The sequence below is a fragment of the Paraburkholderia sp. J12 genome, from assembly GCF_905220215.1.
Classification (GTDB): Bacteria; Pseudomonadota; Gammaproteobacteria; order Burkholderiales; family Burkholderiaceae; genus Paraburkholderia.
The window spans coordinates 156,923-182,191 of sequence record NZ_CAJMZC010000001.1; the positions used below are offsets into that span (position 1 = coordinate 156,923).

At 66.1% G+C, this 25,269-nt stretch carries 23 protein-coding genes; 16 read left to right on the forward strand and 7 right to left on the reverse strand.

Annotation, left to right across the window (positions count from 1 at the left end):
* The first annotated feature begins 16 nt into the window (after nt 1-16).
* From U5760_RS00710 to U5760_RS00735, 6 genes are all read left to right on the forward strand, one after another.
* A complete protein-coding gene (locus U5760_RS00710; protein ID WP_322008887.1) occupies nt 17-1,258 on the forward strand; it encodes an ABC transporter substrate-binding protein in 1,242 nt (413 codons plus the stop codon).
* A gap of 8 nt (nt 1,259-1,266) precedes the next feature.
* Entirely contained in the window at nt 1,267-2,202 is a 936-nt protein-coding gene (locus U5760_RS00715) for a sugar ABC transporter permease (RefSeq protein ID WP_322008889.1), read from the forward strand.
* Entirely contained in the window at nt 2,199-3,125 is a 927-nt protein-coding gene (locus U5760_RS00720; protein WP_322008891.1) for a carbohydrate ABC transporter permease, read from the forward strand. The genes U5760_RS00715 and U5760_RS00720 overlap by 4 nt, the downstream gene beginning before the upstream one ends.
* Nucleotides 3,126-3,129: 4 nt before the next feature.
* Nucleotides 3,130-4,245, forward strand: coding sequence for an ABC transporter ATP-binding protein (locus tag U5760_RS00725; RefSeq protein WP_322008894.1), 1,116 nt, complete (start codon nt 3,130-3,132; stop codon nt 4,243-4,245).
* A 77-nt stretch (nt 4,246-4,322) separates the two neighbouring features.
* Complete coding sequence (locus U5760_RS00730) at nt 4,323-5,339, forward strand: substrate-binding domain-containing protein (protein ID WP_322008895.1); 1,017 nt, start codon at nt 4,323-4,325, stop codon at nt 5,337-5,339.
* A gap of 116 nt (nt 5,340-5,455) precedes the next feature.
* A complete protein-coding gene (locus tag U5760_RS00735; protein ID WP_322008896.1) occupies nt 5,456-6,205 on the forward strand; it encodes an IclR family transcriptional regulator in 750 nt (249 codons plus the stop codon).
* 37 nt (nt 6,206-6,242) lie between these two features.
* Here the strand turns inward: U5760_RS00735 and U5760_RS00740 are convergent, their stop codons facing one another.
* The 3 genes from U5760_RS00740 to U5760_RS00750 are packed head-to-tail and all read right to left on the reverse strand — an operon-like array spanning nt 6,243 to nt 9,759.
* Nucleotides 6,243-7,094: a citryl-CoA lyase gene (locus tag U5760_RS00740; protein ID WP_322008897.1), complete on the reverse strand. Its 852-nt coding sequence runs from the start codon at nt 7,092-7,094 to the stop codon at nt 6,243-6,245.
* A 2-nt stretch (nt 7,095-7,096) separates the two neighbouring features.
* Nucleotides 7,097-8,293 carry a CoA transferase gene (locus U5760_RS00745; protein WP_322008898.1) on the reverse strand — a complete coding sequence of 399 codons (1,197 nt, stop codon included), beginning with the start codon at nt 8,291-8,293 and terminating at the stop codon, nt 7,097-7,099.
* A gap of 29 nt (nt 8,294-8,322) precedes the next feature.
* Nucleotides 8,323-9,759, reverse strand: a complete 1,437-nt coding sequence (locus U5760_RS00750) for an MFS transporter (RefSeq protein WP_322008899.1) — start codon at nt 9,757-9,759, stop codon at nt 8,323-8,325.
* Nucleotides 9,760-10,147: 388 nt separating this feature from the next.
* Between U5760_RS00750 and U5760_RS00755 the strand changes: the two genes are divergently transcribed.
* Complete coding sequence (locus U5760_RS00755) at nt 10,148-11,032, forward strand: DUF2092 domain-containing protein (RefSeq protein ID WP_322008900.1); 885 nt, start codon at nt 10,148-10,150, stop codon at nt 11,030-11,032.
* Nucleotides 11,033-11,312: 280 nt separating this feature from the next.
* On the opposite strand, the gene U5760_RS00760 is transcribed toward U5760_RS00755, so the two are convergent.
* A complete protein-coding gene (locus U5760_RS00760) occupies nt 11,313-12,494 on the reverse strand; it encodes an ABC transporter substrate-binding protein (RefSeq protein ID WP_415914034.1) in 1,182 nt (393 codons plus the stop codon).
* A 411-nt stretch (nt 12,495-12,905) separates the two neighbouring features.
* Here U5760_RS00760 and U5760_RS00765 point away from each other — a divergent pair, with 411 nt between their 5' ends.
* The 3 genes from U5760_RS00765 to U5760_RS00775 are packed head-to-tail and all read left to right on the forward strand — an operon-like array spanning nt 12,906 to nt 16,401.
* Nucleotides 12,906-14,729, forward strand: a complete 1,824-nt coding sequence (locus U5760_RS00765; RefSeq protein WP_322008902.1) for an ABC transporter permease — start codon at nt 12,906-12,908, stop codon at nt 14,727-14,729.
* 11 nt (nt 14,730-14,740) lie between these two features.
* Nucleotides 14,741-15,607 (forward strand): ABC transporter ATP-binding protein, encoded by an 867-nt coding sequence (locus U5760_RS00770; RefSeq protein ID WP_322008904.1) that lies wholly within the window; start codon nt 14,741-14,743, stop codon nt 15,605-15,607.
* Nucleotides 15,604-16,401: an ABC transporter ATP-binding protein gene (locus U5760_RS00775; protein ID WP_322008906.1), complete on the forward strand. Its 798-nt coding sequence runs from the start codon at nt 15,604-15,606 to the stop codon at nt 16,399-16,401. The genes U5760_RS00770 and U5760_RS00775 overlap by 4 nt, the downstream gene beginning before the upstream one ends.
* A 78-nt stretch (nt 16,402-16,479) precedes the next feature.
* Here U5760_RS00775 and U5760_RS00780 read toward each other — a convergent pair whose 3' ends face one another.
* Nucleotides 16,480-17,304 (reverse strand): VOC family protein, encoded by an 825-nt coding sequence (locus U5760_RS00780; RefSeq protein WP_322008908.1) that lies wholly within the window; start codon nt 17,302-17,304, stop codon nt 16,480-16,482.
* 329 nt (nt 17,305-17,633) lie between these two features.
* On the opposite strand from U5760_RS00780, the gene U5760_RS00785 reads away from it, so the two are divergent.
* The 6 genes from U5760_RS00785 (at nt 17,634) to U5760_RS00810 (ending at nt 23,909) form a co-directional block, all read left to right on the forward strand.
* Nucleotides 17,634-18,650 carry a sulfonate ABC transporter substrate-binding protein gene (locus U5760_RS00785; protein ID WP_322008910.1) on the forward strand — a complete coding sequence of 339 codons (1,017 nt, stop codon included), beginning with the start codon at nt 17,634-17,636 and terminating at the stop codon, nt 18,648-18,650.
* 415 nt (nt 18,651-19,065) lie between these two features.
* On the forward strand, nt 19,066-19,533 hold the full coding sequence (locus U5760_RS00790) for a rhodanese-like domain-containing protein (protein ID WP_322008912.1): 468 nt from the start codon (nt 19,066-19,068) through the stop codon (nt 19,531-19,533).
* Between the two features lie 57 nt (nt 19,534-19,590).
* On the forward strand, nt 19,591-20,544 hold the full coding sequence (epsC, locus tag U5760_RS00795) for a serine O-acetyltransferase EpsC (RefSeq protein WP_322008914.1): 954 nt from the start codon (nt 19,591-19,593) through the stop codon (nt 20,542-20,544).
* Nucleotides 20,541-20,804: a helix-turn-helix transcriptional regulator gene (locus tag U5760_RS00800; protein WP_322008916.1), complete on the forward strand. Its 264-nt coding sequence runs from the start codon at nt 20,541-20,543 to the stop codon at nt 20,802-20,804. The genes epsC and U5760_RS00800 overlap by 4 nt, the downstream gene beginning before the upstream one ends.
* A gap of 158 nt (nt 20,805-20,962) precedes the next feature.
* Nucleotides 20,963-21,895: a family 2A encapsulin nanocompartment shell protein gene (locus tag U5760_RS00805; RefSeq protein WP_322008918.1), complete on the forward strand. Its 933-nt coding sequence runs from the start codon at nt 20,963-20,965 to the stop codon at nt 21,893-21,895.
* Complete coding sequence (locus U5760_RS00810) at nt 21,870-23,909, forward strand: family 2A encapsulin nanocompartment cargo protein cysteine desulfurase (protein ID WP_322008919.1); 2,040 nt, start codon at nt 21,870-21,872, stop codon at nt 23,907-23,909. The genes U5760_RS00805 and U5760_RS00810 overlap by 26 nt, the downstream gene beginning before the upstream one ends.
* Nucleotides 23,910-23,960: 51 nt before the next feature.
* Here U5760_RS00810 and U5760_RS00815 read toward each other — a convergent pair whose 3' ends face one another.
* Nucleotides 23,961-24,245: a DUF971 domain-containing protein gene (locus tag U5760_RS00815; protein ID WP_322008920.1), complete on the reverse strand. Its 285-nt coding sequence runs from the start codon at nt 24,243-24,245 to the stop codon at nt 23,961-23,963.
* Nucleotides 24,242-25,264: a HEAT repeat domain-containing protein gene (locus tag U5760_RS00820; RefSeq protein ID WP_322008922.1), complete on the reverse strand. Its 1,023-nt coding sequence runs from the start codon at nt 25,262-25,264 to the stop codon at nt 24,242-24,244. The genes U5760_RS00815 and U5760_RS00820 overlap by 4 nt, the downstream gene beginning before the upstream one ends.
* Nucleotides 25,265-25,269 lie beyond the last annotated feature (5 nt).

A 25,269-nucleotide genomic window follows, 5' to 3' on the forward strand; every position in this document is an offset into this window, starting at 1 on the left:
GACCGGAGGAGACGCAATGAAGCACAACGTACCTGTCCTGCGCGGTGTCGTCGCCGCGCTGACGCTGGCCGGCGCAGTGGCGGCCCACGCCGATGCCCCGTTGAAGGCCAACGTGATTCACTGGTGGACCTCGGGCGGTGAATCGGCCGCCATCAAGCAGTTCGCGCTCGCCTACGACCAGGCGGGCGGCCAGTGGGTCGACAATGCCATTGCGGGGGCCGACCAGGCGCGCTCCACGGCGCTCAACCGCATCGTCGGCGGCGATCCGCCCACCGCCGCGCAGTTCAATACGTCCAAGCAGTTTCACGATCTCATCGACCAGGGACTCCTGAACAATGTCGATGCGGTCGCGGCAAAGGAGAACTGGAACGGCATTTTCCCCGAGTCGATTCTCACGTCGATCAAGGTGAACGGGCACTTCTATGCGGCGCCCGTCGATATCCACATGCAGGACTGGTTCTTCTACTCGAAGCCGGCTTTCGCGAAGGCCGGCATCAAGGGTGAACCGCAGAATTTCGACGAACTCTTCGCGGACCTCGACAAGCTCAAGGCGGCCGGACTGATTCCGCTCGCGCTGGGCGGCCAGCCGTGGCAGGAGAAGATCACGTTCGACGCGATCTTCGCCGACATGGACCGCGACCTGTACATGAAGGTCTATCGCGACCGCGACGTGAACGCCGTCAATTCGCCGGCGTTCCGCAACGTGCTGGTCACCTTCAAGCGGCTGCACAATTATGTCGATCCCGGCTCGCCCGGGCGCAACTGGAACGACGCCACGGCACTCGTGATCACGGGCAAGGCCGGCATGCAGATCATGGGCGACTGGGCCAAGGGCGAGTTCTCGGCGGCGAAGCAGGTCGCTGGCAAGGACTTCGGCTGCTTCCCGGGCTTCGGTCCGAAGTCGCCCTACATGGTGGCGGGCGATGTGTTCGTCTTTCCGAAGACCGACAATCCGGAGCAGATCAAGGCGCAGCAGTTGCTGGCGACCGTGATGACCTCGCCGCCGGCGCAGGCGGCCTTCAACCAGCGCAAGGGTGCGATTCCGATTCGTCCGGACGTCGACCCCTCGGGCTTCGATATCTGCGCGAAGGAGGGCATGACGATCATGAAGGACAAGTCGCGGCAACTGCCTAACCCGGAAATGCTGATCTCGCCTGACGTGCAGGGCGCGCTGCAGGACGTCATCACGAACTTCTGGAACAAGAACCAGTCGGTCGAAGACGCGCAGAAGGCCTTTGCCACGGCGATCAAGAGCTAGGCGGAATCATGTACGCGCTCAAGCTGCATTCCGCGCGGCGCCAGGCGAAGACGCTTTCGCCTGCGCGGCGCCGTCTTTCGCTCGCCGCGTGGATTGCGCTTCTGCCCATGGCCGCGACAGTCGTGTTCGCGTACCTGGGCACGATACTCTGGACCGCGCGCGTTTCGATGAGCTTTTCGCGCTCGCTGCCGTCCAATACCTACGCCGGCGTGACGCAATATGTGCGTCTCTTCGAGAACGACCGCTGGATCGTTTCGCTGCAAAATCTCGCGATCTACGGCGTCTGCTTCATCGTCGCCTGTCTTGCGATCGGGCTGCTGCTCGCGATCTTCATCGATCAGCGCGTCGCGGCCGAGGGGGCGCTGCGCACGGTGTTCCTGTATCCGTATGCCATGTCGTTCGTGGCCACGGGGCTCGTGTGGCAGTGGATCCTCAACCCCGAACTGGGCGTGCAGGCCGTGCTGCAGCATCTCGGCTTCGCGAACGCGCGCTTCGACTGGATCGTCTCGCAGCGCTTCGCGATCTATACGCTCGTGATCGCGACGGTCTGGCAAGCGTCAGGCCTCGTGATGGCGCTGATGCTCGCGGGGCTGCGCAGCATCGACGACGAAATCTGGAAAGCAGCCCGGCTCGACGGCATTCCGCGCTGGCGCGTCTATGCGAGCATTGTGGTGCCGATGCTCAGGACGTCGGTGTCCACGGCGTTCGTGCTGCTCTTCGTGATGGTGGTGAAGCTCTACGACGCCGTGGTCGCGATGACCCAGGGCGGCCCCGGCACGGCGAGCGAAGTGCCCGCAAAGTTCATCATGGACTACCTCTTCAATCGCGCCAATATCGGGCTGGCTTCCGCGGCGTCGATCGTGCTGCTGGCCACGGTGCTCGCGATTCTCGCGCCGTTTTTCTACGCACGCAGCCGTGCGGCCCTGAAGGAGGCCCGCCGATGAGCACGCCTTCCGATACGCTGAACGCGCCGCCGCCGGCGCGGCGCAGCCACGCGCAGCGCCCGAAGCGGCGCGCGCGCTTCACGCCTGCGCGCCTCGGCGTGTATGCGTTTCTCTTCACGGCGGCGCTGTTTTTCCTCTTGCCGCTTTACGTGATGCTCGTGACTTCGGTGAAGCCGATGGCCGAGATCCGCCTCGGCAACCTGCTCGCGTTGCCCGTGCATTTCACGTTCGCGCCGTGGCGCGACGCCTGGGCTTCCGCCTGCACGGGGCTGGATTGCGAGGGCATCCGCGTGGGCTTCTGGAACTCGGTGCGCATCGTCGTGCCCAGCACGTTCCTCTCGATTGCCGTGGGTGCCGTGAACGGCTACGCGCTGTCGTTCTGGCGGCCGCGCGGCGCGGGGCTGCTCTTCGCGATCCTGCTTGCCGGCGCATTCATTCCCGTGCAGGTGATGGTCTATCCGCTCGTGCGCGTGCTGGCCTTCGTGCATCTCTTCAGCTCGCTGCCCGGCATCGTCGTGATCCACACGATCTTCGGCATGCCCGTCATGACGCTCCTGTTCCGCAACTACTATGCGTCGCTGCCGCAGGAGTTGTTCAAGGCCGCCCGCATCGACGGAGGCGGCTTCTGGCGCATCTTCCTTCAGCTGATGCTGCCGATGTCGGTGCCCATCGTCGTGGTCGCGATCATCATGCAGGTCACGGGTATCTGGAACGACTTCATACTCGGCCTCGTGTTCGCCGGTGCGAAGAACCTGCCGATGACGGTGCAACTGAACAACATCATCAACACGACCACGGGCGAGCGGCTTTACAACGTGAATATGGCGGCCACCATCCTCACGTCGCTCGTGCCGCTCGCCATCTACTTCGTTTCGGGACGCTGGTTCGTGCGCGGTATCGCGTCCGGTGCGGTCAAGGGATAGGGCTATGTCGAATCTAGCGAACGTGGCGGTGCGCAACCTGCGCATCGAACTGGGTGCCAATACCGTGATCGAGGACCTCGATCTCGACGTGCGCGCCGGCGAATTCGTGGTGCTGCTCGGCCCCTCGGGCTGCGGGAAATCGACCCTCCTGCACAGCATCGCGGGACTCATCGACGTGGCCGACGGCAGCATCGAGATCGGCGGCGAAGACATGACCTGGGCCGACCCCAAGGACCGCGGCATCGCGCTCGTGTTTCAGTCCTATGCGCTCTATCCGACCATGAATGTCGAGCGCAATCTGTCTTTCGCGTTGCGCATCAACGGCACGCCGAAGGCCGAGATCGAGCGCCGCGTGAAGCGCGCGGCCGACATGCTGCAACTCGGTCCGCTGCTCGCGCGCAAGCCGGCCCAGCTCTCCGGCGGCCAGCGCCAGCGTGTGGCGATCGGGCGGGCGCTGGTGCGCGAGGCGGACGTGTTTCTCTTCGACGAACCGCTTTCGAATCTCGACGCCAAGTTGCGCACCGAACTGCGCCGCGAGCTCAAGCAACTGCATCAGCGTCTGGGCGCGACGATGATCTACGTGACGCACGACCAGGTGGAAGCCATGACGCTCGCCACGCGCATGGCGGTCATGAAGGGCGGGGTGATCCAGCAGTTCGGCACGCCTGCCGAAGTCTATGCGCGGCCCGACAACCTGTTTGTCGCGACCTTCCTCGGCACGCCGCCGATGAACCTGCTGCGCGGCACGCTCGCGGCCGACGAGGGCAAGCTGTGGTTTCGCACGCCGCATCTCGCCGTGGACGTGACGCAGTATGCGTTTCGCGGGGCGCCGGATCTCGCCCGGCCGTGCGTGCTGGGCGTGCGGCCCGAGGACGTGCGCGCCGCCCAGAACGGCACAGCGCGCGATGGCAGCCACGGCGGCGATGGGTCCTGGCAGGCGCGTCTCACCCTGATCGAGCCGATGGGTAATCACCGTGTTTTATGGCTCGATTATCATGGCACGCAAATCGCATCGATCGATCAGGACAAGACGCCGCTCGTGAGCGGCGCCCCCGTGCCGTTCAGCTTCGCGGACGCGCACGTTTCGCTCTTCGACGAGGAGACCGGCACGCGGCTTTAAGCGTGCCGAAGCCACCCATCACGCGCAGACATGAAGCGCGAACCTGAGCCACGGGTGCAAACGGAGAGGGATACAACTTGGCGACCCTGAAAGACGTGGCAGCACTGGCCGGTGTGGGCCTTTCGACCGCTTCGCGCGCGATCTCGGGCAAGGGGCCGGTATCGGCCGAGGCGGCGGCGCGCGTGCAGGCCGCGATCGAGCAGCTCGGCTTCAGGCCGTCGTCGATTGGCCGCGCGATGGCTACGCAGTCGCTCGGCATCATCGGCATTTTCGTGCCGACCTTTTTTGGTTCGTACTACGGAACGATCCTCAAGGAAACCGATACGGAACTGCGCGCCGTGCGCCGCCATGTGGTGGTGGCGACGGGCTGCGGCGAGGCTTCGCCGCGCGAGCAGGCGATCGAGGCCGTGCGCTTTCTGATCGGCCGCGATTGCGACGGGGTGGTGGTGATCAGCCACGATCTGCACGACGAAGACCTCGCGATGCTGCATGGCTTGCATCCGCGCATGGCGTTCCTGAACCGCGCCTTCGGCCAGTTGCCCGAAGCCTCGTTTTGCGCCGATCACGTCAATGGCGGTGCGCTGGCTGCCCGCACGCTCGTCGAGCACGGGCATCGCGAGATCGCGGTGATAGGCGGCCCGGCTTCGTCTTCGGACAACGTGGCGCGTCTCGAAGGCTTCTTTGCCGAGCTTGCGCGCCACGGCATCGCGCGAAACAAGGTGACGCACATCGAATCGGACTTTTCGCCCGAGGGCGGCTATGCGGCCACGCAAACGCTGCTCGATACGAAACGGCGCTTCACGGGCCTTTTCTGCGCGAACGACACGATGGCCATGAGCGCGCTCGCGCGGCTGCAGCAGGCCGGCATTGCGGTGCCGCGCGACGTTTCGGTGGTCGGCTACGACGACGACTATTCGGCCGCCTACATGGCGCCTTCGCTCACCTCGGTCCATATTCCCACGGCCGAGCTTACGCGCAACGCGGTGCGCTGGCTCATCAATCAGTGCTACGGCACGAACTGGTCGATCGAACGGGTCTTCCCGGTGAGTGTCACGATGCGCGCGTCGGTGGCGCAGGCGCGGGCAAGCCAATAGCCTTCGATACCAGATAAAGCGCATTCGACGGGACGCACACGGCGTCATCGAAGCTGGGACCCGCGCAGGACATCGCGTAAAATCCAGGCTTGATCTCCTGCTTCCGAATGTTCGACATGTCCGCGGAAAATCCGGTCCGTAAAGAAGAAGGCGTTGCTGTCATCGATCGCGCGTGTGCGATCCTGTTCGCCTTTCGTCCCGAAGACGGCGCGCTTACGCTCGCCGAGCTTGCGGCGCGCACAGGCCTCTACAAGAGCACGCTCTTGCGGCTCGCGGGCGCATTGATTCAGCACCGGCTGCTGCTGCGCCTCGACGACGGCCGCTATCAACTCGGTCCCGCGACTTTCATGCTGGGCGCGCTCTATCAGCGCAGCCTCAATCTGGGCGATATCCTCCTGCCCATCATGCGCGAGCTCGTGCAGGCGAGCGGCGAGAGCGTCTCGTTCTACGTGCGCGAGAACGCGGTTCGCGTGTGCCTGCATCGTGTGGATTCGAGTCACGTGGTGCGCCATCACGTGCGCGAGGGCGACGTGCTGCCGCTGGAAACGGGATCGGGCGGCCGGGCGCTGCTGGCATTCAGTGGGGAGCCCGGCGAGGCGTTCGAGCGGATCCGGCGCGACTACTACTGCATGTCGATCGGCGAGCGCGACCGCGAGACTGCGGGCGTTTCCGTGCCGGTGTTCGGTGTTCGCGACACATTGCGCGGTGTGCTGACGCTCGCAGGCCCGAGTTCGCGCATCGATCAGGCATTCGTCGAACAGCATCTGAACACTTTGTTCGACTGCGCCGCGCGCGCTACCGATGCGCTAGGCGGCGACTCGCGCGCGCTGCGCGACGCGAAGCGGCAGCACGAAGCGCGGGCGTAAAGAGAGAGCCCGATGGGGTGGGGTGAAGCGCGACGTGTCAGTCGTGCTCCAGATGCCGTTCGGGCGAGCCCGTGTAGGCATAGGGAATCTGGCGCGGCATCGGCCCCTTGTTGCGCTCGTGGCGGCCACGCTGCTCCCACGCATGCGCCAGGATGCCCACGGCGCGCGAGAGGCAGAATACCCCGCGCGCGAGCTCCGGCGCGAAGCCCAGTTCCGCGTAAATCACGGCCGTCACGCCGTCGATATTCATCGGTACCGGCTTGTCCTTGCGCTGCTTGAGAAGCGCTTCCACGCCGCGTGCGATGCGCGCGTATTGTCCTTCGATCACACCGGCCGCGACCTGGTCGTCGACGAGCGCGAGAAGCCGTCCCGCACGCGGATCGACGGGGTGAAAGCGATGGCCGAAGCCGGGCAGGTATTTGCCGTGGTGCGCGACGAACGTGTCGACGCCGGCTTCGACGGCCGCTTCGAGCGTCTCGCCCGTCTCGATGCGCGCGGCAATCGAAGCGTAGAGTTCGACGGCCTGCTGGCCCGCGCCGCCATGCACGTCGTCGAGCGCGTTGAGTGCCGAAGCCATCGCGCCGTTGAGCGGCAAACCACAACTCGTGGCGATGCGCGAGATCGCAATCGAAGGCGCATGCGGACCGTGATCCACCGAGGCGACGAGCGCGGCTTCGAGCAGCGACGCTTGCCCATCGTTGGGCAACTCGCCGCGCAGCATCAGCCAGATCATCTGCGGGAAGCTCACGCGGCCGATCAGTTCCTGGATCGGATAGCCCCGGACCTTGATCGAGCCCGGGTGAATATCGATGATCGAGGTGCTCCAGTAGTCGGCGCAGAGCGCGGCGAGGTTCGCGGAGTTCGCGGGATTCGTGTTATTGGCGGGCATGGTCAGATGACTCCCTCTTCATGGAGCGCATCGATCTGCGCCTGGTTGTAGCCGAGCTGGGCCAGCGTTTCACGCGTGTGCGCGCCGAGCGTGGGAGCCGGGGTGGCGGGGGCGGCATCGGCATCCGAGATGCGCAGTCCCGCGCGCGTCACGCGCTGCGGCGCTTCGCCGGCATTGCCGTCGAATGTGCGCACGAAGCGGCGCGAGGCCAGATGCGGATGCGCCAGCACCTGCGGCACCGAGAGCACACGGCCCACGGGCACGCCGCGTTCCAGCAGGCGGGTTTCCCAGTGCTGCGCGCTATCGGAGGCGAGTGCGGCCTCGATCTCGGCCTTCAGCGCCGCGCGATGCTGCTTGCGGCTATGACGTGCCGCATAGCGCTCGTCTTTGGGCAAGTCGGGGCGGCCGATCACGTCGCACAGACTCTCGAACTGTCGCGTTTCGTTCGCCGCGATGTTCAGGAGACCGTCACCGGTGCGGAACGTGCCCGAAGGCGCGGCCGTGAAGTTTTCGTTGCCCATGGGCGTGGGCTCTACGCCGGCGTTCAGATAGTTCGACACGACCCAGCCCATGGTGGCGAGCGTCGCTTCGAGCATCGAGACATCGAGCTTGCGGCCGCGTCCGTTCGCGCGGGCGTCCACCAGCGCCGCGCAAATGCCGAGTGCCGCGGTCAGGCCGCCGACCGTATCGGAAACGGGATAGCCCACGCGCAACGGTGCGCTTTCGGCGTCGCCCGTCACGCTCATCACGCCGGCCATGCCCTGGATGATCTGGTCGTAGGCCGGGCGGCGAGACAATTCGCCATCCTCACCAAATCCCGAGATGGCGCAATAGACAAGCCGGGGATTGACTGCGGATAGCGAGTCGTAACCCAGCCCCAGACGATCCATCACGCCGGGGCGGAAGTTCTCCACCAGCACGTCGGCGTCTTTCACGAGATCGAGCAGGATCGCCTTGCCGCGAGGGTCCTTGAGGTTCAGCGTGATCGAGCGCTTGCCTGCGTTCACGGCAACGAAGGAGGCGCCCATGTTGCGCGCGGCGGCGTCCTTGTCGGCGCCCAGGCGCCGCGCGAGATCGCCGCCTTCGGGGTGCTCGACCTTGGTGACCTCGGCGCCGAAGAGCGCGAGTTGATAGGCGCAGAACGGGCCTGCGAGCACATTGGACAGATCCAGCACGCGAACGCCTTCGAGGGGCAGCATCGTGACTCCAGCCATACGGTAACCATCAATCAGTGAGAAATTTCGTCGAGCGGCCGGTTATTGGTGCGCGGGCCGAAGAAGCCGATTGCACCCATCACCATGACCATCGCGCCGCTGATGAGCGCGAACACGCCGGGCACGCCGAAATGGCGCAGCGCGAACGCGATCATGAAACCCGAGAACATTGCGGAAAGCCGCGACATCGAATAGACGAAGCCGACTGCGGTGGCACGTATGCGCGTCGGGAACAGCTCGACCTGGTAGGCGTGGTAGCCGACCGAAAGCAGCGTGCCGCCGATCGTGATCAGCACGCCTAATATCATCAGCATGGCGGGCGAGGTTTGCATGGCGAAGAGCGAGCCGAATACGGCAATGCCGAGCGCCGAGAGCACGATGAGCGTCTTGCGCTCGATGCGGTCGGCAATGGCCATGCCGAAGAGCGGCCCGAACGGATTGGAAGCCGCGATCACGAACGAATAGAGCAGGCTGTGCGTGATCGTCACGCCCTTGGAGACGAGGAGCGTGGGCACCCACGAGGCAAAGCCGTAGAAACCGATGGACTGGAACAGGTTGAACACGAGCAGCGTGATCGTGCGGCTGCGATAGGCAGGCTGCCAGATCTCAGCAAAGCGCGCTTTTTCGGCCCGCTGCGGCGCGGTGCTCACGACGGCGGGCGGCAGCGGCCGGCCCGACTGCTTTTCGACCTTCGCTTCGAGTTTCGCGAGTACGCGCGTGGCGCGTTCGAGCTCGCCGCGCTGCGCGAGCCAGCGCACGCTTTCCGGCACCTGGCGGCGGATCGCCCAGGCGATCAGCGCGCCCGCCGCGCCGAACATCACGACCCAGCGCCAGCCGTCGAAGCCGAGCGGCGCGCGCGGCACGAACCACCACGCCAGCAGCGCGACCACCGGCACGGCCGAATACTGCACGAGATGCACGAACGCGAAAGCGCGGCCGCGCATGTGCTTGGGCACGATCTCGCTCACATAGGTGTCGATGGTCACGAGCTCGATCCCCACGCCGATGCCGGCAATCAGGCGCCACAAATTGATGCCGCCCGCACTGGTCTGCAACGCCATGATGAAGGTGGCGGCGGAGTACCAGAGAAGAGACGCTGTGAACATCGTGCGGCGGCCGTAACGGTCGGCGAGGCGCGTGAGAAAGAACGTGCCGATGAAGAGCCCCGCGAACGACGCCGCGACAAAGGCGCCGAGCCCGGAGAAGCCGAAAAACGAGGCGGTGGTGGTGGAGTAGAGACCGCTCTTGACGAGCCCCGGACCGACGTACGCCGTGAAGAACAGATCGTAGAACTCGAACCAGCCGCCCGTGGCGAGCAGCAGTACGAGCATCCAGACCGTACGCGTGGCGGGCAACCGGTCGATGCGGGCGTTGATCAACGCGGCGGTCGTCGCCGCGGCGGCATCGTCTCGGGGCGGTTCGTGTGGCGCATCGACCGGCAGGCTGGACATGTCTCCTCCTGAACTGCGTGGTGGTAGGTCTATCAGGTCTTTTGAGCGTTCTATCCAATAGAACGACGTTCTATAAATCTGAGTCGATGATAACGTAGAGCGGTACGGAGCACGCCAGGGGTTTGTACCGAGCGAGGGTCGTTCAGCCTGCTGCGGCTCACCATCCGCGCTATTGAATCTCAGCTGGCAACGCATTGCCGATATGGCGCGCATTTAGGAGACAGGGCGAGAAACGGGCTGGTAATCTCATCGGTACACGGTGCGCTGTGGCTTCATCGGGCGCTGCGTCACCCCGGTTGCTCCCGGGCGGGTGAGAAGCACGTGCCCGCGGCCTCGCGCCGGCAATGCCCGGTTTGCGCTGCCTGAGGGCCTCTTCCAAGGAGAAGATGTGAATAAAAGAATCTTCCCTGTTGCGCTCGCCGCCGCTGTATCCGCGGCGATCGTGCTTGCGGGCTGCGCGCACCCCGAAGGGGCCGGACACGAGCAGGCGCAGTCGAACGTGCCGTCACCGCTCGCCGATCTGGAAGGCGCGGCCAGCGACACGGCGGCGGCCAGTGCGCCGTCCGCCGCATCGGAGGCTCCTGCGCCCGCCGTCGATCCCCAGGCGAGCGCGGCGCTCGACGCCATGGCGTCCTATCTGCGGACGTTGCGCAGCTTCGAAGTGGATGCGGATACGTCCACCGACGTCGTGCTCGACAACGGCCAGAACGCCGCGCTGGTACGGCACACGCTACTCGAGGTAAGACGTCCCGACCGCCTGCGCGGCGAGATCGCGGGCAACGGCAACGTGCGCGGCATCGTGTACGACGGCCATTACTTCACGGTTTTCAACCAGAAGAAAGGCTATTACTCGCGCAACGACGCGCCACCTACGCTGGACGACCTCACCCGCGAACTGGCCAATACCTGGCACATCGAATTGCCGCTCGCCGATTTGTTCTACTGGGGCTACGGCAAGGAGGACAACCTCGCGCTCACGTCCGCGCGGGTGCTGGGGGTGGAGAAGATAGGCGCGCGCTGGTGCACGCATTATGCGTATCAACAGCCGGGCCTCGACTGGGAGCTCTGGATCGAGCAGGGCGACAGGCCGTTGCCGTGCCGCACGATCATGACCGATACGACCCAGACTACGCGTCCGCGTCACGATGTGACTTATCACTGGAAGCTGGGGGTGGTGTTTCCCGCTTCGACCTTCGCGTTCCATCCAGAGGCAGGCGAGAAAGCCATCGAGATGAAGCCGGCCGAGAAGCCACCGTCCGAGGAGACGGATTAGACGAGGCGTTTGGCATGGTCGGATGCCCACCGTGCGAGATTGACACGTTTTGCCTGAGCGAGCCGCAACCGGGCGCACTTGCACACCACTGCCACAGGCTCGTGTGCATGACGGAGAAGGAGAGCGGCGCCGCGCGGTCAGGCTACGGCCGCTATGAATGGCGCAGCGCCGATGGGCTGATTTCGGCGCTCACGATCACGATCGAGGAAATGCGTGTGCTCGACCGTGCGATCGCGGCGCCGATGCTGGCGTGTGTGCGCCGCCGGCTAAGCGAAGTACCTTATTGCTTCGACGCCACGGCCTGTGTGCTGTCGAGCAGCGCCCACTGTCCATTGCGCACGACCAGGTTGATGCTCTTCACCCCGTCGATGCGGCGCGTACGCGGATCGAACGACGCTTTGCCGAACACCACGGTCGGAATGTCGTGCAGCCTCGGCAGCGCATCGTGCACGCCCTGGCGCGTCGCGCCGCCCGTGCGCAGTGCGTCGGCGGCGATGATCACGGCATCGTAAGCATAGGCGTTGAAGGCGTCCGGGTCGCGATGATATTTCGCCCGGAAGCCCTGCACGAAGCGTTGCACTTCGGGGCGCGGCTCGCCGGGGAAGAAGCTGGTGTTCGTCGTGACGCCGTTGACCGAGTCGCCGCCTAGTTCGAGGAACTTGGGCGAGTACACGGAACTGGCCGCGACCACGGGCAGGTTCAGACCGCTTTCGTGCGCCTGCCGCACGATCTGCGCGCCGTCGGCGTAGTAGGAGATGAGAACCAGCGCGTCCGGGTGCGCATCGCGCACGCGCACGAGGGTGGCGCGGAAGTCCTTGTCGGTGGGTTGATAGCCTTCGGCGGCTACCACCTGCACTCCACGCTCGCTCGCCGCCCTGGCGAAGACGTCCTTGCTCGCGCGGCCCCAATCGGTGTTCTGATACAGCACGGCCACGTGCCGCAAGCCCTGCTTGACCGCGAGGTCGGCGAGCAGCGGCTGCGCGTCGGCCTGGCTGACCGAGGGACTCCAGATATAGTCGCCGCCTTTGGTGAAGTCGGGGTGCGAGTTCGTGAAGCCCAACTGCACGAGACCGGCGCGCTGATAGATCGGCGAGGCCGCCATCGAAGCGGGACTGGAAAAGTCGCCGAGCTCGATCAGCACGCGCGGATCGGCCACGAACTTCTGAGCAATCGTTACGGCCTGGCGCGGATCGCTCTGGCTGTCTTCGAAGATATACCGCAGCGGGTGGCCGTTGATGCCGCCGTCCGCGTTGATCTGGTCGAGCGCCAGATCGAAGCCGGCCTGCCATTGCGCGCCATATTGCGCATTCGGGCCGGTGAGCGGACCGCTCACGCCGAAGTAAACCGGATCGCCGGTTGCAGGGGCGGCGTTGGCTGCGCCGCTGAAGGCCAGCAGCGCGGCTGCGCCGAACGACAGCGCGAAGGTAGCGAGACGCCCGAGCGCGCGGCGGCGATGTGCCATGGAAAGTGAGTGTTTCATCGCGGTGTGTCCCTTGGGGAGCCTGAGTACGGAATTGGCGAAGAGTCTCCCCGGCATGCCTCACCGGCACAACGAATCGATTCAGATATCGATATGCGCGCCTCGCCACGCCCATGAACTCGATACATCGGGCGATCTCTCCAGACAGGGTATGCCGAGGGCATTGCCGAAAACGGAATAAGCAATCCACGCTTGAGAGCAAAAGCTTTGACGCGTTTCTTGGTTGGTCCGCTTCTTTGCCACGTGATTAGATCGCAGCACTTCAATCCCACTTCAATCCATTACGCGGAATCAGGCATGTCGAATTCGTTGGAAACGGCGGGGCGGAGCAGGCGCTCCCGCGCTCCGCGTGCAGTGATCGCCGCGCTTGCTTACTGGAGCTGACACCACGCCATGAGTGCCTGGCTCGACTACACCATCAACGGCCTGATCGTCGGCAACATCTATGCGTTGCTGGCCGTCGGTCTCGCGCTGATCTTCGGCGTTTCGCACCTCATCAACTTCGCGCACGGCTCCGTGTACATGGTCGGCGCATTCCTCGGCTGGCTGTGTCTCACGCGGCTCGGGCTGCCGTTTCCGCTCGCGCTCGTCGTGACCGTGGCGGGTTGCGCGTTGCTCGGCGTCGTCATCGAGCGCGTCGGCCTGCGACCGCTGCAGGGTGCCGCACGCATTGCGCCGCTGCTCGCCACCATCGGCATCAGCTTCGTGCTGGACCAGCTTGCGCAGCTCGTCTTCGGCCCCGATCCGCGTCCGGTGCCTTCGCCGCTGCCCGACTGGACCTTCGCCCTCGGCGGCGCGACCATCGGTTCGCTCGACGTGTTGATTGCCGCCATTGGCGTGGGCGCCGCGGCCGTGCTGTACGCGTTCCTGCGCTTTAGCCGCCTCGGCTGGGCCGTGCGGGCGACGGCGCAGGACCGCGACGCCGCCCAGCAGATGGGCGTGGACGTGAACGCCGTGAACCGCGTGGTATTCGCCATCGCCTGCGGCCTGGGCGGACTGAGCGGGCTCCTCGTCGGCATGTACTACAACAGCATCGATCCGGCGATGGGCTTCCAGGCCACGCTCAAGGGTGTGGTGGCGCTTCTCATCGGCGGCCTTGGCAATGTGCCCGGCGCGATTGCGGGCAGCCTGCTGCTCGGGCTCGTGGAAAGCTACGGCGTGGCGATCTTCGGCACCAGCTATCGCGATCTCTTCGCCTTCGTGCTGCTGCTCGCCTTTCTCGTCTGGCGGCCCAATGGGCTTTTCAGCGCCAATCGCCGCCTGCCGCCGGAGCCGCTCACGGGTACCTTCGTGTCCAACCGCAAGGCGCTGGCAATACCGCGCCCCGTCGTTGTCGCGCTGGGCGGTATCGCAGTTCTGCTGCCGTTCGTCATCACTTCGGACTACGTATTGCAGACGCTCACCAACGCGTGGATCTTTGGTCTGCTGGCCTTGAGCCTCACGCTCGTAGCGGGCACGGTGGGCCAGATCTCGCTCGGCCACGCCGCGCTGCTCCTGATCGGGGCTTATGGGTCGGCGTTGCTTTCCACGCATTTTGGCTGGTCGCCCGCACTCACCATCGTGCTGGCCGGCTTCATCACGGCCGCGCTCGGCACGCTGCTCGTCTATCCGTCGTTCCGGCTGCGCGGTCACTATGTCTCGATCGCGACGCTCGGCATCGGCGAGATCGTCGGCCTCGTGGTGCTCAACTGGGATAGCCTCACGCGCGGACCGGTGGGCATTTCGGGCATCGCACCGCTATCGCTCTTCGGCTGGACGCTCGGCAGCGCGCGTTCGGTGTACGGGTTCACACTCGCTGTCCTGATCGTTATGGCGCTCCTGCAGGTGAGGCTCCTGCGCTCGCACCTGGGCCGCACGTGGCGCGCCGTGCGCGAGGACGACGTGGCGGCGCGCGCCTATGGGGTGCGGCCCAACCGTTACAAGGCGCTCGCCTTCGCGTGCGGCGGCTTTGCCGCGGGCATCGGCGGGGGCATCGCCGCGCATCTTTACAGCTATATCAACTACCAGACCTTCGATTCGCAGGTGTCGATCCTCGGTCTCACGATGGTGATCCTGGGCGGCCTCGGCAACGTGGCCGGTGCGATCGTCGGCGCGACGGCGCTCGTCAGCCTGCCCGAGCTGTTCCGTTTCGCGGCCGAATACCGCATGCTCGTCTACGGCGTCGTGCTGTTGCTGCTCGTGCGGTTCCGCCCGCAAGGTCTGTTCGGTTCCGTTTGAGGTCTGCCGCCATGTCTACGATAGCTTCTCTTGCGCCCGAAGTGCTCTTCGATGTGCGTAACGTGACGCGCCGCTTCGACGGACTGACCGCCGTCGACGGCGTGAGTTTTTCGATTTTGCGCGGCGAATGCGTGAGCGTGATCGGTCCGAACGGCGCCGGCAAATCGACGCTCTTCAATCTGCTTGCGGGCGCCGACATGCCCGATGAGGGCGTGGTCCGCTTCGACGGCGAGGACGTTACGGGTTTCGCGCCCGAGACCCTCGCCGCACGCGGCATCGCGCGCACGTTCCAGCACGGCCGCGTGTTCGGCAATCTGAGCGTGCTCGACAACGTGCTGATGGGTGCCCATGCCCGTCTGCGCGTCGCGCGCAAAGGCTGGCCCGTGATCGGCGCGGTGGCCGAGGTGATGCGCGCGCTCGTTCAGCCGCCTTCGGTGCGCCACGAAGAAGCCGCGCTGCGCGAGCGGGCGCTCGCCACGATCGTGCGCTTCGGCGAGCGGCTCACCCCGCGTATCGACGCCGCCGCGCACAGCCTTTCGTATGCCAACCGGCGCCGCGTGGAAATCGCACGCGCGCTCATGCTGGAGCCGCGCATCCTGCTGCTCGACGAACCGACGGCCGGCATGAACGAATCGGAGACGGCCGAGATGCTGGCGTTGCTCGTCGAGCTCAAGCGCGATGGGCTCACCTTGCTGCTCATCGAGCACAAGCTCGACCTCGTGATGGCGCTTTCGGACCGCGTGCTGGTTCTCGACGAAGGGCGCGTGATCGCCTCGGGCCTGCCTGGCGAAGTACGGCGCGATCCGGCCGTGATCGAAGCCTATCTCGGCCATCGCGAAGTGGGCACCGACGATCTCGCCCGGGCGGTGAGCGTATGAGCCGCGCCCAGGTCATTCCGCTTTTCGACCCTGCCGCCCGCGAGGACCGCACCATGACATCGCCGCTGCTCGGTCTCGAGGGCATCGACACGTACTATGGCCAGAGCCAGGTTCATTTCGGCGTGACGCTCGACGTGCCGCGCGGCGAGATCGTCTGCCTGCTGGGCGGCAACGCCAGTGGCAAATCGACGGCCATGAAGGTGATCCTTGGATTGCACAAGCCGCGCGCGGGCAGCGTGAGCTTCGACGGCGCGCGGATCGACGGCCTCGCCACGGCGCAGATCGTGCGGCGCGGCGTGGCGTCCGTGCCGGAAGCGCGCCGCCTCTTCGGCGACATGAGTGTGCGCGAGAACCTGCTGATGGGTGCGTTCACGCGGCGCGACCGCGAAGGCATTGATGAGGATTACGAACGCATGCTCGCACTCTTTCCGCGCGTGAAGGAACGCTTGCATCAGCGCGCGGGCACGCTCTCGGGCGGCGAACAGCAGATGCTGGCGATGGCGCGAGCCTTGATGAGCCGCCCGAAGCTCGTGTGCATGGACGAACCCACCATGGGGTTGTCGCCGCTTTACGTGGACAAGGTGCTCGAACTGATCCGCACGATCAACGGGCAGGGCGTGACGTTCTTCATGGTGGAGCAGAACGCGAGCCTCGCGCTGCAGATCGCGCATCGCGGCTACGTGCTGCAGACGGGGCGTGTGGTGCTATCGGGCGAGGCGGGCGCCTTGCTTGCCGACGAGCGGATTCGCGACGCGTATCTGGGCGGCCCGCTTGCGGGGCAAACGGCTTCGTAATGGGCGTGGGCCGCGGGCCGCGTGCCGCTCGCAGGCACGCATCGCTCGCGAAGCGTGCCGTGTTCCTGCGAGCCGTGCCTACTGCCGCACGAGTTCGAGCGCAGCCTGGTGCGTGAGCCCGAGCGGCAGAGACCGGGCATTGGCCGCATGAGCGGTGACGAGCGAAACGCCGACCACGCCTTCGCCGCGTGCGCGCAGTGCGGCACGCAGACCGGCTGCGAGCGAGCCGGCGGCCTCGTGCTCCTGCGATTCGGCCCCTGCGCGCGGCGAGAGCAGGACGATCGTCGCGCTGCCGAGCGTAAAAGTCGCAAGGCTCACATCCTTTCCCGCCAGCGACGCAACATGCACGTCGAACGCGGTGCCGAAGAGGGCACGATAGCGGCGCACGCTCGCGTCCAGATCGTTCACGGCAAGCGTCACGGTGGCGATGCCTTTGGCGCCGTTCGCGTGATGCCGCACGTCTCCCTCGGCCACGCGCAGAAAGCGCGGCGTGAGATCCCCGCACAGAAACGGCAGATCCTTCGAGGGCGGCAGGCCAAGCTGCCATTCGATGCGTGTGCCGTCGGGACGCGTGCGCCCGCCGGGGATCGGCCCTTCGTAGCTGAGTCCGCGCGCCACGGCGGTTTCGACGATCTTGCCGACCGACGAGGGCAGCAGCGCGAAATCCACGAAGCCGTCGCCCACGCGATGGTCCTGGTCCCACCATTTATGCTCGCGGGCGTCGCGCAGAAAGGCGATGAGTTCGAAGTAGCTGCCGTCTTCGAAGCCGATCAGCGCGTTATGGGTCGCGCCGTCGGCGTGCGTGCCGCCGCGCTGGACCGTGAAGCCCAGTTCGCTGAAGTTCGCGATGGCTTCGTCGAGTTGCCGCACGCGGATGACGACGTGATCGATGGACAGGGACATGCAGACACTCCTCCGTTGAAGGCGACCGGACTCTCGGGATATCGGGGACCGTGGGAATCATTCTAGGGACAGGCCACGCGGCCGCGAACCAAGTGTTTCGCATATTGTTATAGGCGCATCGGCACGCGTGTGCGAGGGCGCTGCCGGTGTGCCAGCGCGCATGCGGCATGCCCATATGCACGCTGCCGCGATCGATAGCAGAAACGATTCTTTGACGGGGCCTGAGCCATTGCGCATGATGCGCACTCACTCAGGCGTCGAAGCGGGCGTTATAGCAGTCACGCTTGCGCAGGCGCAGCGCTTTCGCAACTTGTCAGGACATCTGCCCTATGTCTCACTCCGAATCGAAGCCCAGTGGCGCGCGTGAGAGCCGCCGCTCACTCCTCAAGATCGCCGCGGGCCTTGGCGCCGGCACTGCCTTGCGCAGCTTCGGCGCCCTCGGCGTAGCGCTCGGCGCGAGCCGCGCCGCGCAGGCGGAAACCGGCAAGGTGCTGCGCATCGGGTACCAGAAATACGGCAATTTCATCGTTCTCAAGGCGCGCGGAACACTCGAAAAGCGTCTCGCCCCGCTGGGTTTTTCGGTGCAATGGCTCGAGTTTCCGGCAGGCCCGCAACTGCTCGAAGGCGTGAACGCGGGCGCAGTGGATATCGGCGTGGTGGGCGAAACGCCGCCGGTATTCGCGCAGGCGGGCGGCGTGGACTTCGTCTATATCGCCGCGGAGCCGGACGCGCCGCGCGGCGAGGCGCTCATCGTGCCCAAGGACTCGCCGGTGCGCTCGATTGCCGATCTGCGCGGCAAGAAGGTGGCCGTCACCCGGGGCTCGAACGCGAACTATCTGCTCGTCAAGGCGCTGGAGCACGGCAAGGTCGCCTACAACGAGATCCAGCCCGCGTACCTGGTGCCGGCCGATGCGCGTGCCGCGTTTGCCAACGGCAGCGTCGACGCCTGGTCGATCTGGGATCCGTACCTCGCTGCCGCTGAGCGTCAGCTCGGTGCGCGCGTGCTCACGAACGGTGAAGGCATCGTGCGCAATGTCGAATATTATGTGGCGCGCCGTTCGTTCGCGGCCGACCATGCCGATGTGGTGCATGCCGTGCTCGGCGAACTGCAGCAGCTCGACGGTTGGGCCGAGCACAACGTGCCGGCCGTGGCCGCACAGCTCGCGCCGCTCACCGGGCTCGACACGGGCACGCTCGAACTCGCGCTGGGGCGCATGGGCTACGGCGTGCTGCCCGTGGACGCAGAACGCTTTGCCTATCAGCAGCAGATTGCCGACACGCTTTACGACATCAAGCTGATTCCGAAGAAGCTCGTCGTGACCGATGCGCGCTGGCAAACCGCGTGAGTCAAGGGCGGCCCCATGCGCCGCCCGGTTCGGGCGAGAGCCAAAAAAATGCCCCGACGCATGCCTGCGCCGGGGCTAACCCAATTCAGAGTGTCTCAAGAGAAGACCGATCGATCGTATCGGCCCGGGCCGCGAACGACAAACAATCGATTCGTATAACGTAATAAATAGCGCGCTTCGATTCTCCCGATCACCCCGCCATTCAATCCTCAGATCATTTCGCTGCTTTACCGCGTTTTCTTCGCAGTTCTCCGCTCATTTGCATAGCAGTTTTTATTGGTTGGTCTGCCGGCGTCTCAATCGCATAGTGGACTCCTGCCGTCTATAGACACCACCGGACACGACCGGACATCCTCAGACGGCAATGGGCGGCAACGCACAAGGAGGCGTCCGTCCCGCACACAAGGAGGCGCTTATGGCAGTCGAAACACTGGAAAAGCCGCTTCACGCGGATCTCGAAGCGGCCCACGAAGCCGCGCAGACAGCGGGCTTGCCCTACGCGGGCAGCGTGACGCCGCAGCAGGCGTGGGCGCTTCATCGCGCCGGCGATGCCGTGCTGGTCGATGTGCGCACGGCGGAGGAGCGCCGCTTCGTGGGGCACGTGCCCGACACGCTGCACGTAGCCTGGGCGACCGGGACGAGCTTCACGCGCAACCCGCGCTTCGTGCGCGAGCTGGAAGCGAAAACCGGCAAGGACGCCGTGCTGGTGCTGCTGTGCCGCAGCGGCAACCGCTCGGCCCAGGCCGCCGAGGCCGCGACGAAGGCGGGCTTCACGCATGTCTTCAACGTGAGCGAGGGCTTTGAAGGCGAACTCAACGAAGCCGGTCAGCGCGGTGCGCAGAACGGCTGGCGCTTTCATGGTCTGCCCTGGATCCAGGATTAGACGCCGCACGAAACAGCGCGGCCCGGCCGCGCGCAACAACACAAGGAGTGCCTTGGCGTGACGGTATTTCAGGTAACGGAAATCGTCGATGCGTTGCAGACGGTGCGCCAGCAGTGGCGCGAGGTGCAGCGTCGCTCGCTCGAACCGGGCGGTCGCGATCTGCCGGCGCGCGAAGCGCTGGCGTCGATCGTCGAAACGCTCAAAGGGGTGCTCTTTCCCATGCGGCTCGGGCCGCCGGATCTGCGTCAGGAAAGCGAAAACTTCTACGTCGGCCACGCGCTCGATGCCGCGTTGCATGCCTTGCTCACGCAAGCGCGACTGGAGTTGCGCTACAAGGCGCGCCGCGCGGAGCCGGATCCGCTCGAGATCGACGAGCGGGCCGCCGCGGCGGTGCACGAGTTCGCCCGGCGCCTGCCGGCCATCCGGTCGCTCCTCGATAGCGACGTGCTCGCCGCATTCGACGGCGATCCGGCTGCGGGCAGCGTGGACGAAGTCCTGCTGTGCTATCCCGGCGTGCTCGCAATGATCCACCATCGGCTGGGTCACGAACTCTACCGGCTGGGGCTGCCGCTGCTCGCACGGATCATCTCGGAGCTCGCCCATGCGGCTACCGGCATCGATATTCATCCGGGCGCGCAGATTGGCGGTGCGTTTTTCATCGACCACGGCACCGGTGTCGTGATCGGCGAAACCGCTGTGATCGGCGAGCGCGTGCGCGTCTATCAGGCCGTGACGCTCGGCGCGAAGCGCTTTCCGCGCGATGCGGCCGGCAAGCTCGAAAAGGGACTGCCACGCCATCCGATCGTCGAGGACGACGTAGTGATCTACGCGGGCGCCACCATACTCGGGCGCGTGACGCTCGGGCGCGGCGCCGTGATCGGCGGCAACGTCTGGCTCACCGGGAGCGTGCCGCCCGGCGCGCATGTCACCCAGGCGATCTCGCGCCACGACACGCGTACGCCGCAACCGGCCCGGCCGCTCGCCAGCGCCGCTGCGAGCGTGCCGCCATGAGCGCGATCGTGCGGGAGTTCGGCGCGAACGTGCGCCGGCTGCGGGAGTCGCACGGCTGGTCGCAGGAGCGGCTCGCGGAGCACGCGGGCCTGAACCGTACCTACGTGGGCGAGATCGAGCGAGGCACCGTCATTGCCTCCATCGTCACGGTCGAGAAGCTGGCGCGCGCGCTCGGCGTCAGCCTGCCCGACCTGCTGGCCGGGGCCATCACGCTGCCGGCCGGCACGCTCGCGTACCACCCGGCGCCGGCGCATTCCTGATCTTTCCGTTTTGCTTGTCCAGCCCACGCCCGCAAGGGTCGGCGGCGAGATGCGCCTTGATGCCTATAGCCGGTTGAGGCAAGCAAGACGGATTCCGATAATCACTTCTCGTCATAAGCAATGCTGTTTTTGTTCTAAGCCACCGGAGCCCTTCATCCATGTCCACGAATTCGGGCAGCCAGACGGCGCTCGGCGATAACGCCGCGCGTCAGTTGGCGAACGCCACCAAGACCGTCCCGCAGCTTTCCACGATCACGCCGCGCTGGCTCACGCATCTGTTGCAGTGGGTGCCTGTCGAAGCGGGCATTTACCGGCTCAATCGCGTGAAGGACCCCGAAGCCGTGCGCGCGACCTGCACGGCGCGCGAAGACGAAGGGACCTTGCCTACCACCTTCGTGCCTTACGAGGAGCAGCCGCGCGAGTATTTCCTGAACGCGGTCAGCACGGTGCTCGACGTGCACACGCGTATTTCGGACCTGTACAGCAGCCCGCACGATCAGATCAAGGAACAGCTGCGCCTCACGATCGAGACGATCAAGGAGCTGCAGGAAAGCCAGCTCATCAACAATCCCGACTACGGCCTGCTCGCCAACGTCGAGGAAGAACAGCGCATTTTCCCGCTCACGGGTGCGCCCACGCCCGACGATCTCGACGAACTGCTTACCAAGGTCTGGAAGGAGCCGGCGTTTTTCCTCTCGCATCCGCTCGGCATCGCCGCGTTCGCGCGCGAATGCACGCGCCGGGGCGTGCCGCCGCCCACGGTCAGCCTGTTCGGCTCGCAATTCATCACGTGGCGCGGCATTCCGCTGATTCCCTCGGACAAGGTGCCCGTGGCGGACGGCAAGACCAAGTTCCTGCTCCTGCGCGTGGGCGACAAGCGCCAGGGCGTAGTGGGCCTCTACCAGCCGGGCGTGGCGGGCGAGCAGGGTCCGGGGCTGTCGGTGCGCTTCATGGGTATCAACAATCAGGCGATCGCGTCGTATCTGATCTCGCTGTATTGCTCGCTTGCCGTCCATTCGCCGGACGCGCTCGCGGTCCTCGATGACGTGGAAATCGGCAAGTACCATGACTATGCAGACACCTACCGGTAATCTTCCGGGCGCGGCCGCCGCGCCTCCGTTGCCCTCCTTACCGGCCGGTCTGCCCGATCCCGCACAGCTCGCGCGGCTGGCCAACGAGTTCTTCGGCGCGCCGCCCGGCGGGGCCGGAGCGCCTGGACTTTCGGCGGGCAGCGGCGCGGTGGGAGGCGTGGCCTCGGCGTTGCCGGCTGCCGCGCCGGTTCTCGCCTCGGCGAGCAATCCGGCGCCGGCGGGCTCGCCGCTGGCAGGGCCGGGCGGCACGGGCACCGGCGTGCCGGGTCTTTCGCTGCCGCAGGGTTACGTGCCCGGCGCCAACCTGCTGCCGGGCGCACCTACGCACGTGCTTTCGCTCGGCAACCGCGCGCCCGCGCTGGCGCCGCATGCGGCTGCGCAGAATGGCTTGCCCGATCAGGCCGTATCCGTGCTGCCGGCGCTCGAGCCGCGCGTGGGCGGCGCAGCCCTTGGCGTGCCGCAGGCGAACGATCTGGGAGCGGCCACGGCGCGACCGGCGGGCTCCGCCGGCCAGTTCTATTTTCTCGACGAGGCGCAGCGCAGCGCCTCGCCGGCTCTCGCGCATGCGGGCTCCCCCTATGTTGCGCCCGCAACGGTCGTCGATCCGCGCGCGTTTGGCCTGCCTGCCGAAGACGACCTGCGCGACCTGCTGCCGCTACAGCGTCCGGGGCGTCCGGGCATGGGCGAGGACGGCCAGCGCAGCGCGGCCGCTTCGCACTACGTGCTGGACGAGGCACGCGCCGCCGCGCACCCGCGGGAGCACACGCGTGAAGCACCGTTCGCCGCGGTGCAGGCGCCCTTCGACGTGAACGCCGTGCGGCGCGACTTTCCGATCCTCTCGGAACGCGTCAATGGCAAGCCGCTCGTCTGGCTCGACAACGCGGCGACGACGCACAAGCCGCGTGCGGTGATCGAGCGTCTCGCATACTTCTACGAACACGAGAACTCGAATATCCATCGCGCGGCGCACACGCTCGCGGGTCGGGCGACGGATGCCTACGAGCATGCGCGCGAGACCGTGCAGCGCTTCATCGGCGCGGCCTCGCCCGAGGAAATCGTGTTCGTGCGCGGCACGACGGAAGCGATCAACCTGATCGCGAAGTCGTGGGGCGAGGAGAACGTGGGCGAGGGCGACGAGATCGTCGTCTCGCATCTGGAGCACCACGCCAACATCGTGCCGTGGCAGCAGCTCGCGGCGCGCAAGGGCGCGACGCTGCGCGTGATTCCCGTCGACGAGTCCGGGCAGGTTCGCCTCGACGAATGCCGCAAGCTCTTTAATGCGCGCACGAAGATCGCGGCGGTCACGCAGGTGTCGAATGCGCTCGGCACGGTGGTGCCGGTTGCGCAGATCGTGCAGATGGCGCATGCCGTGGGCGCGAAGGCACTCGTGGACGGCGCGCAGTCGATCTCGCACATGCGTGTGGACGTGCAGGCGCTCGACGCCGACTTCTTCGTCTTCTCGGGTCACAAGATTTATGGGCCGACGGGCATCGGCGTCGTGTACGGCAAGCGCGCCGTGCTGGAGACGATGCCGCCCTGGCAGGGCGGCGGCAACATGATTGCCGACGTCACGTTCGAGCGCACGCTGTTCCAGCCGCCGCCTGCGCGCTTCGAGGCAGGCACGGGCAATATCGCCGACGCGGTGGGGCTTGGCGCCGCGCTCGACTACGTGAACCGCATCGGAATCGAGAACATCGCGCGCTACGAGCACGATCTGCTCGCCTACGCGACGAGCGTGCTCGCGCCGGTGCCGGGTGTGCGTATAATCGGGACTGCTGACGATAAGGCGAGTGTGCTGTCGTTCGTGCTGCGCGGTTATCAGACCGAGGAAGTCGGCCGGGCGCTCAGCGAAGAGGGGATTGCCGTGCGTTCGGGCCATCACTGCGCACAACCTATCCTGCGCCGTTTCGGGCTGGAGGCAACGGTACGCCCGTCGCTGGCGTTCTACAACACCTGCGACGAAGTGGATGCGCTGGTGGCCATCGTTCGGCGACTCGCGGCACGGCGCGGTTGAACGGGTCGGGTGAAAGCGACCGGCGGCTGCAAGGCCTAGCCGGTCGCTTTTTTATGCCTGAGGCGCAGTGAAGGCTGCGAACCATGCCCAGGGGAAGATGCCGCGGTCGTGTCCGTCGCTGAAGACCAACTGCACGCCGTAGCCCATCGACGCCACCGCGTTGACTTCGACATCCGCCGGCACCTCCACCGGCGCGTCGGTCAGGCGCAAGCGTCGGCAACCGGCGCACGGGCAGGCGCGCCGCAGATCGGCATGAGCAAGCCGCTGAATCGTGCCATCGGGCCACACGAGCGTCAGCCGGCCCGGCGCGTTCTGGATCTCGACGGGAACGTTCACGCTGTATTGTGTCCCAACTGTTGCAGTGCGATGCGCACGGCCTTGCGCACTTCGGGGTCGCGATCTTCGAGTGCGGCCTGCAACGGCGCGATCGCATCGGCCGATCCTAGTTCGCCCAGCGCGAGTGCCGCCTCCTTGCGCAGATTGCTGATCGCGTGCGTGAGAAGCACGATCAGCGCGCCGGTTGCCGCCCGATTGCCGATACGTCCAAGCGCGCGGGCAGCGCGCAGCCGTACCTGCCAGTAGTCGTCCGCGAGCGCGGCGACGAGCGCCTCGCTCGCTTGCGGCACGCGCAGTTTGCCGAGCGTCGTGGCCGCTTCTTCGCGCACCTGCCAGTCGGCGTCGCGCAGTGCATGCAGCAGCGCTGTGACCACTTGCGTATCGTCAGACGAGGCGAAGCCCAGCGCGCCTGTCGCCGCGCGGCGTACGTCCGCGTGCGGGTCTTCCGCGGCCAGCGCGGCGAGCGGGGCGAGCGCGCGGGCCTCCTTGAGCCAGCCGAGCACGGCAACGGCTTCGAGCCGCACCTCGGCGTCGGGGTCGGCTAGCGCCAGCAGCGCCGGCTCGAGCGCGGTCGCGTCGCGCAATTCGCGCAGCCCGCGCAGTACCGCGCGGCGCACGAACGGTTCGGGGCGCGTCGCCCATCGCCGCAGCACCGGCGCGCACGCACCTTCCTTGAGTTGAGAAAGGGCGTCGGCCGCGGCTTCGCGCACCGATGGGTCGTCATCTAGCAGTGCAGAACAAAGTGCTTCTACGACGTCGTCCTGTTCCCAAGCGGCAAGCACGACAGCCGCTTCGCGGCGCACCTCGGCAGAAGGATCGTGGCGAAGTGCTGCAATCAGCACGGGTAACAGCGCCGGGTCTTCGAGGTCGCCCAGGTCGATCACCGCAATACGGCGCACGGTGGCGTCGTCGGAGGCGAGGCGAGCTAGCGCGGCTTGCGCCTCAACGGGTAAATCCGTGGCCCAGTCGCGGGATGCGTCGGCAACGGCACGAGGTAACGAAACGGAGATATCGGTCATGACAG

What these genes read in the sequence shown, in the direction of transcription:
- U5760_RS00770 (WP_322008904.1), top strand. Translation starts at nt 14,741, where the DNA reads ATGTCTACGATAGCTTCTCTTGCGCCCGAAGTGCTCTTCGATGTGCGT.
- U5760_RS00740 (WP_322008897.1), bottom strand. Translation starts at nt 7,094, where the DNA reads ATGCCCGCCAATAACACGAATCCCGCGAACTCCGCGAACCTCGCCGCG.
- U5760_RS00765 (WP_322008902.1), top strand. Translation starts at nt 12,906, where the DNA reads ATGAGTGCCTGGCTCGACTACACCATCAACGGCCTGATCGTCGGCAAC.
- U5760_RS00745 (WP_322008898.1), bottom strand. Translation starts at nt 8,293, where the DNA reads ATGCTGCCCCTCGAAGGCGTTCGCGTGCTGGATCTGTCCAATGTGCTC.
- U5760_RS00800 (WP_322008916.1), top strand. Translation starts at nt 20,541, where the DNA reads ATGAGCGCGATCGTGCGGGAGTTCGGCGCGAACGTGCGCCGGCTGCGG.
- U5760_RS00710 (WP_322008887.1), top strand. Translation starts at nt 17, where the DNA reads ATGAAGCACAACGTACCTGTCCTGCGCGGTGTCGTCGCCGCGCTGACG.
- U5760_RS00790 (WP_322008912.1), top strand. Translation starts at nt 19,066, where the DNA reads ATGGCAGTCGAAACACTGGAAAAGCCGCTTCACGCGGATCTCGAAGCG.
- U5760_RS00725 (WP_322008894.1), top strand. Translation starts at nt 3,130, where the DNA reads ATGTCGAATCTAGCGAACGTGGCGGTGCGCAACCTGCGCATCGAACTG.
- U5760_RS00785 (WP_322008910.1), top strand. Translation starts at nt 17,634, where the DNA reads ATGTCTCACTCCGAATCGAAGCCCAGTGGCGCGCGTGAGAGCCGCCGC.
- U5760_RS00810 (WP_322008919.1), top strand. Translation starts at nt 21,870, where the DNA reads ATGACTATGCAGACACCTACCGGTAATCTTCCGGGCGCGGCCGCCGCG.
- U5760_RS00760 (WP_415914034.1), bottom strand. Translation starts at nt 12,494, where the DNA reads ATGGCACATCGCCGCCGCGCGCTCGGGCGTCTCGCTACCTTCGCGCTG.
- U5760_RS00735 (WP_322008896.1), top strand. Translation starts at nt 5,456, where the DNA reads ATGTCCGCGGAAAATCCGGTCCGTAAAGAAGAAGGCGTTGCTGTCATC.
- U5760_RS00715 (WP_322008889.1), top strand. Translation starts at nt 1,267, where the DNA reads ATGTACGCGCTCAAGCTGCATTCCGCGCGGCGCCAGGCGAAGACGCTT.
- U5760_RS00775 (WP_322008906.1), top strand. Translation starts at nt 15,604, where the DNA reads ATGAGCCGCGCCCAGGTCATTCCGCTTTTCGACCCTGCCGCCCGCGAG.
- U5760_RS00720 (WP_322008891.1), top strand. Translation starts at nt 2,199, where the DNA reads ATGAGCACGCCTTCCGATACGCTGAACGCGCCGCCGCCGGCGCGGCGC.
- U5760_RS00780 (WP_322008908.1), bottom strand. Translation starts at nt 17,304, where the DNA reads ATGTCCCTGTCCATCGATCACGTCGTCATCCGCGTGCGGCAACTCGAC.
- U5760_RS00805 (WP_322008918.1), top strand. Translation starts at nt 20,963, where the DNA reads ATGTCCACGAATTCGGGCAGCCAGACGGCGCTCGGCGATAACGCCGCG.
- U5760_RS00820 (WP_322008922.1), bottom strand. Translation starts at nt 25,264, where the DNA reads ATGACCGATATCTCCGTTTCGTTACCTCGTGCCGTTGCCGACGCATCC.
- U5760_RS00750 (WP_322008899.1), bottom strand. Translation starts at nt 9,759, where the DNA reads ATGTCCAGCCTGCCGGTCGATGCGCCACACGAACCGCCCCGAGACGAT.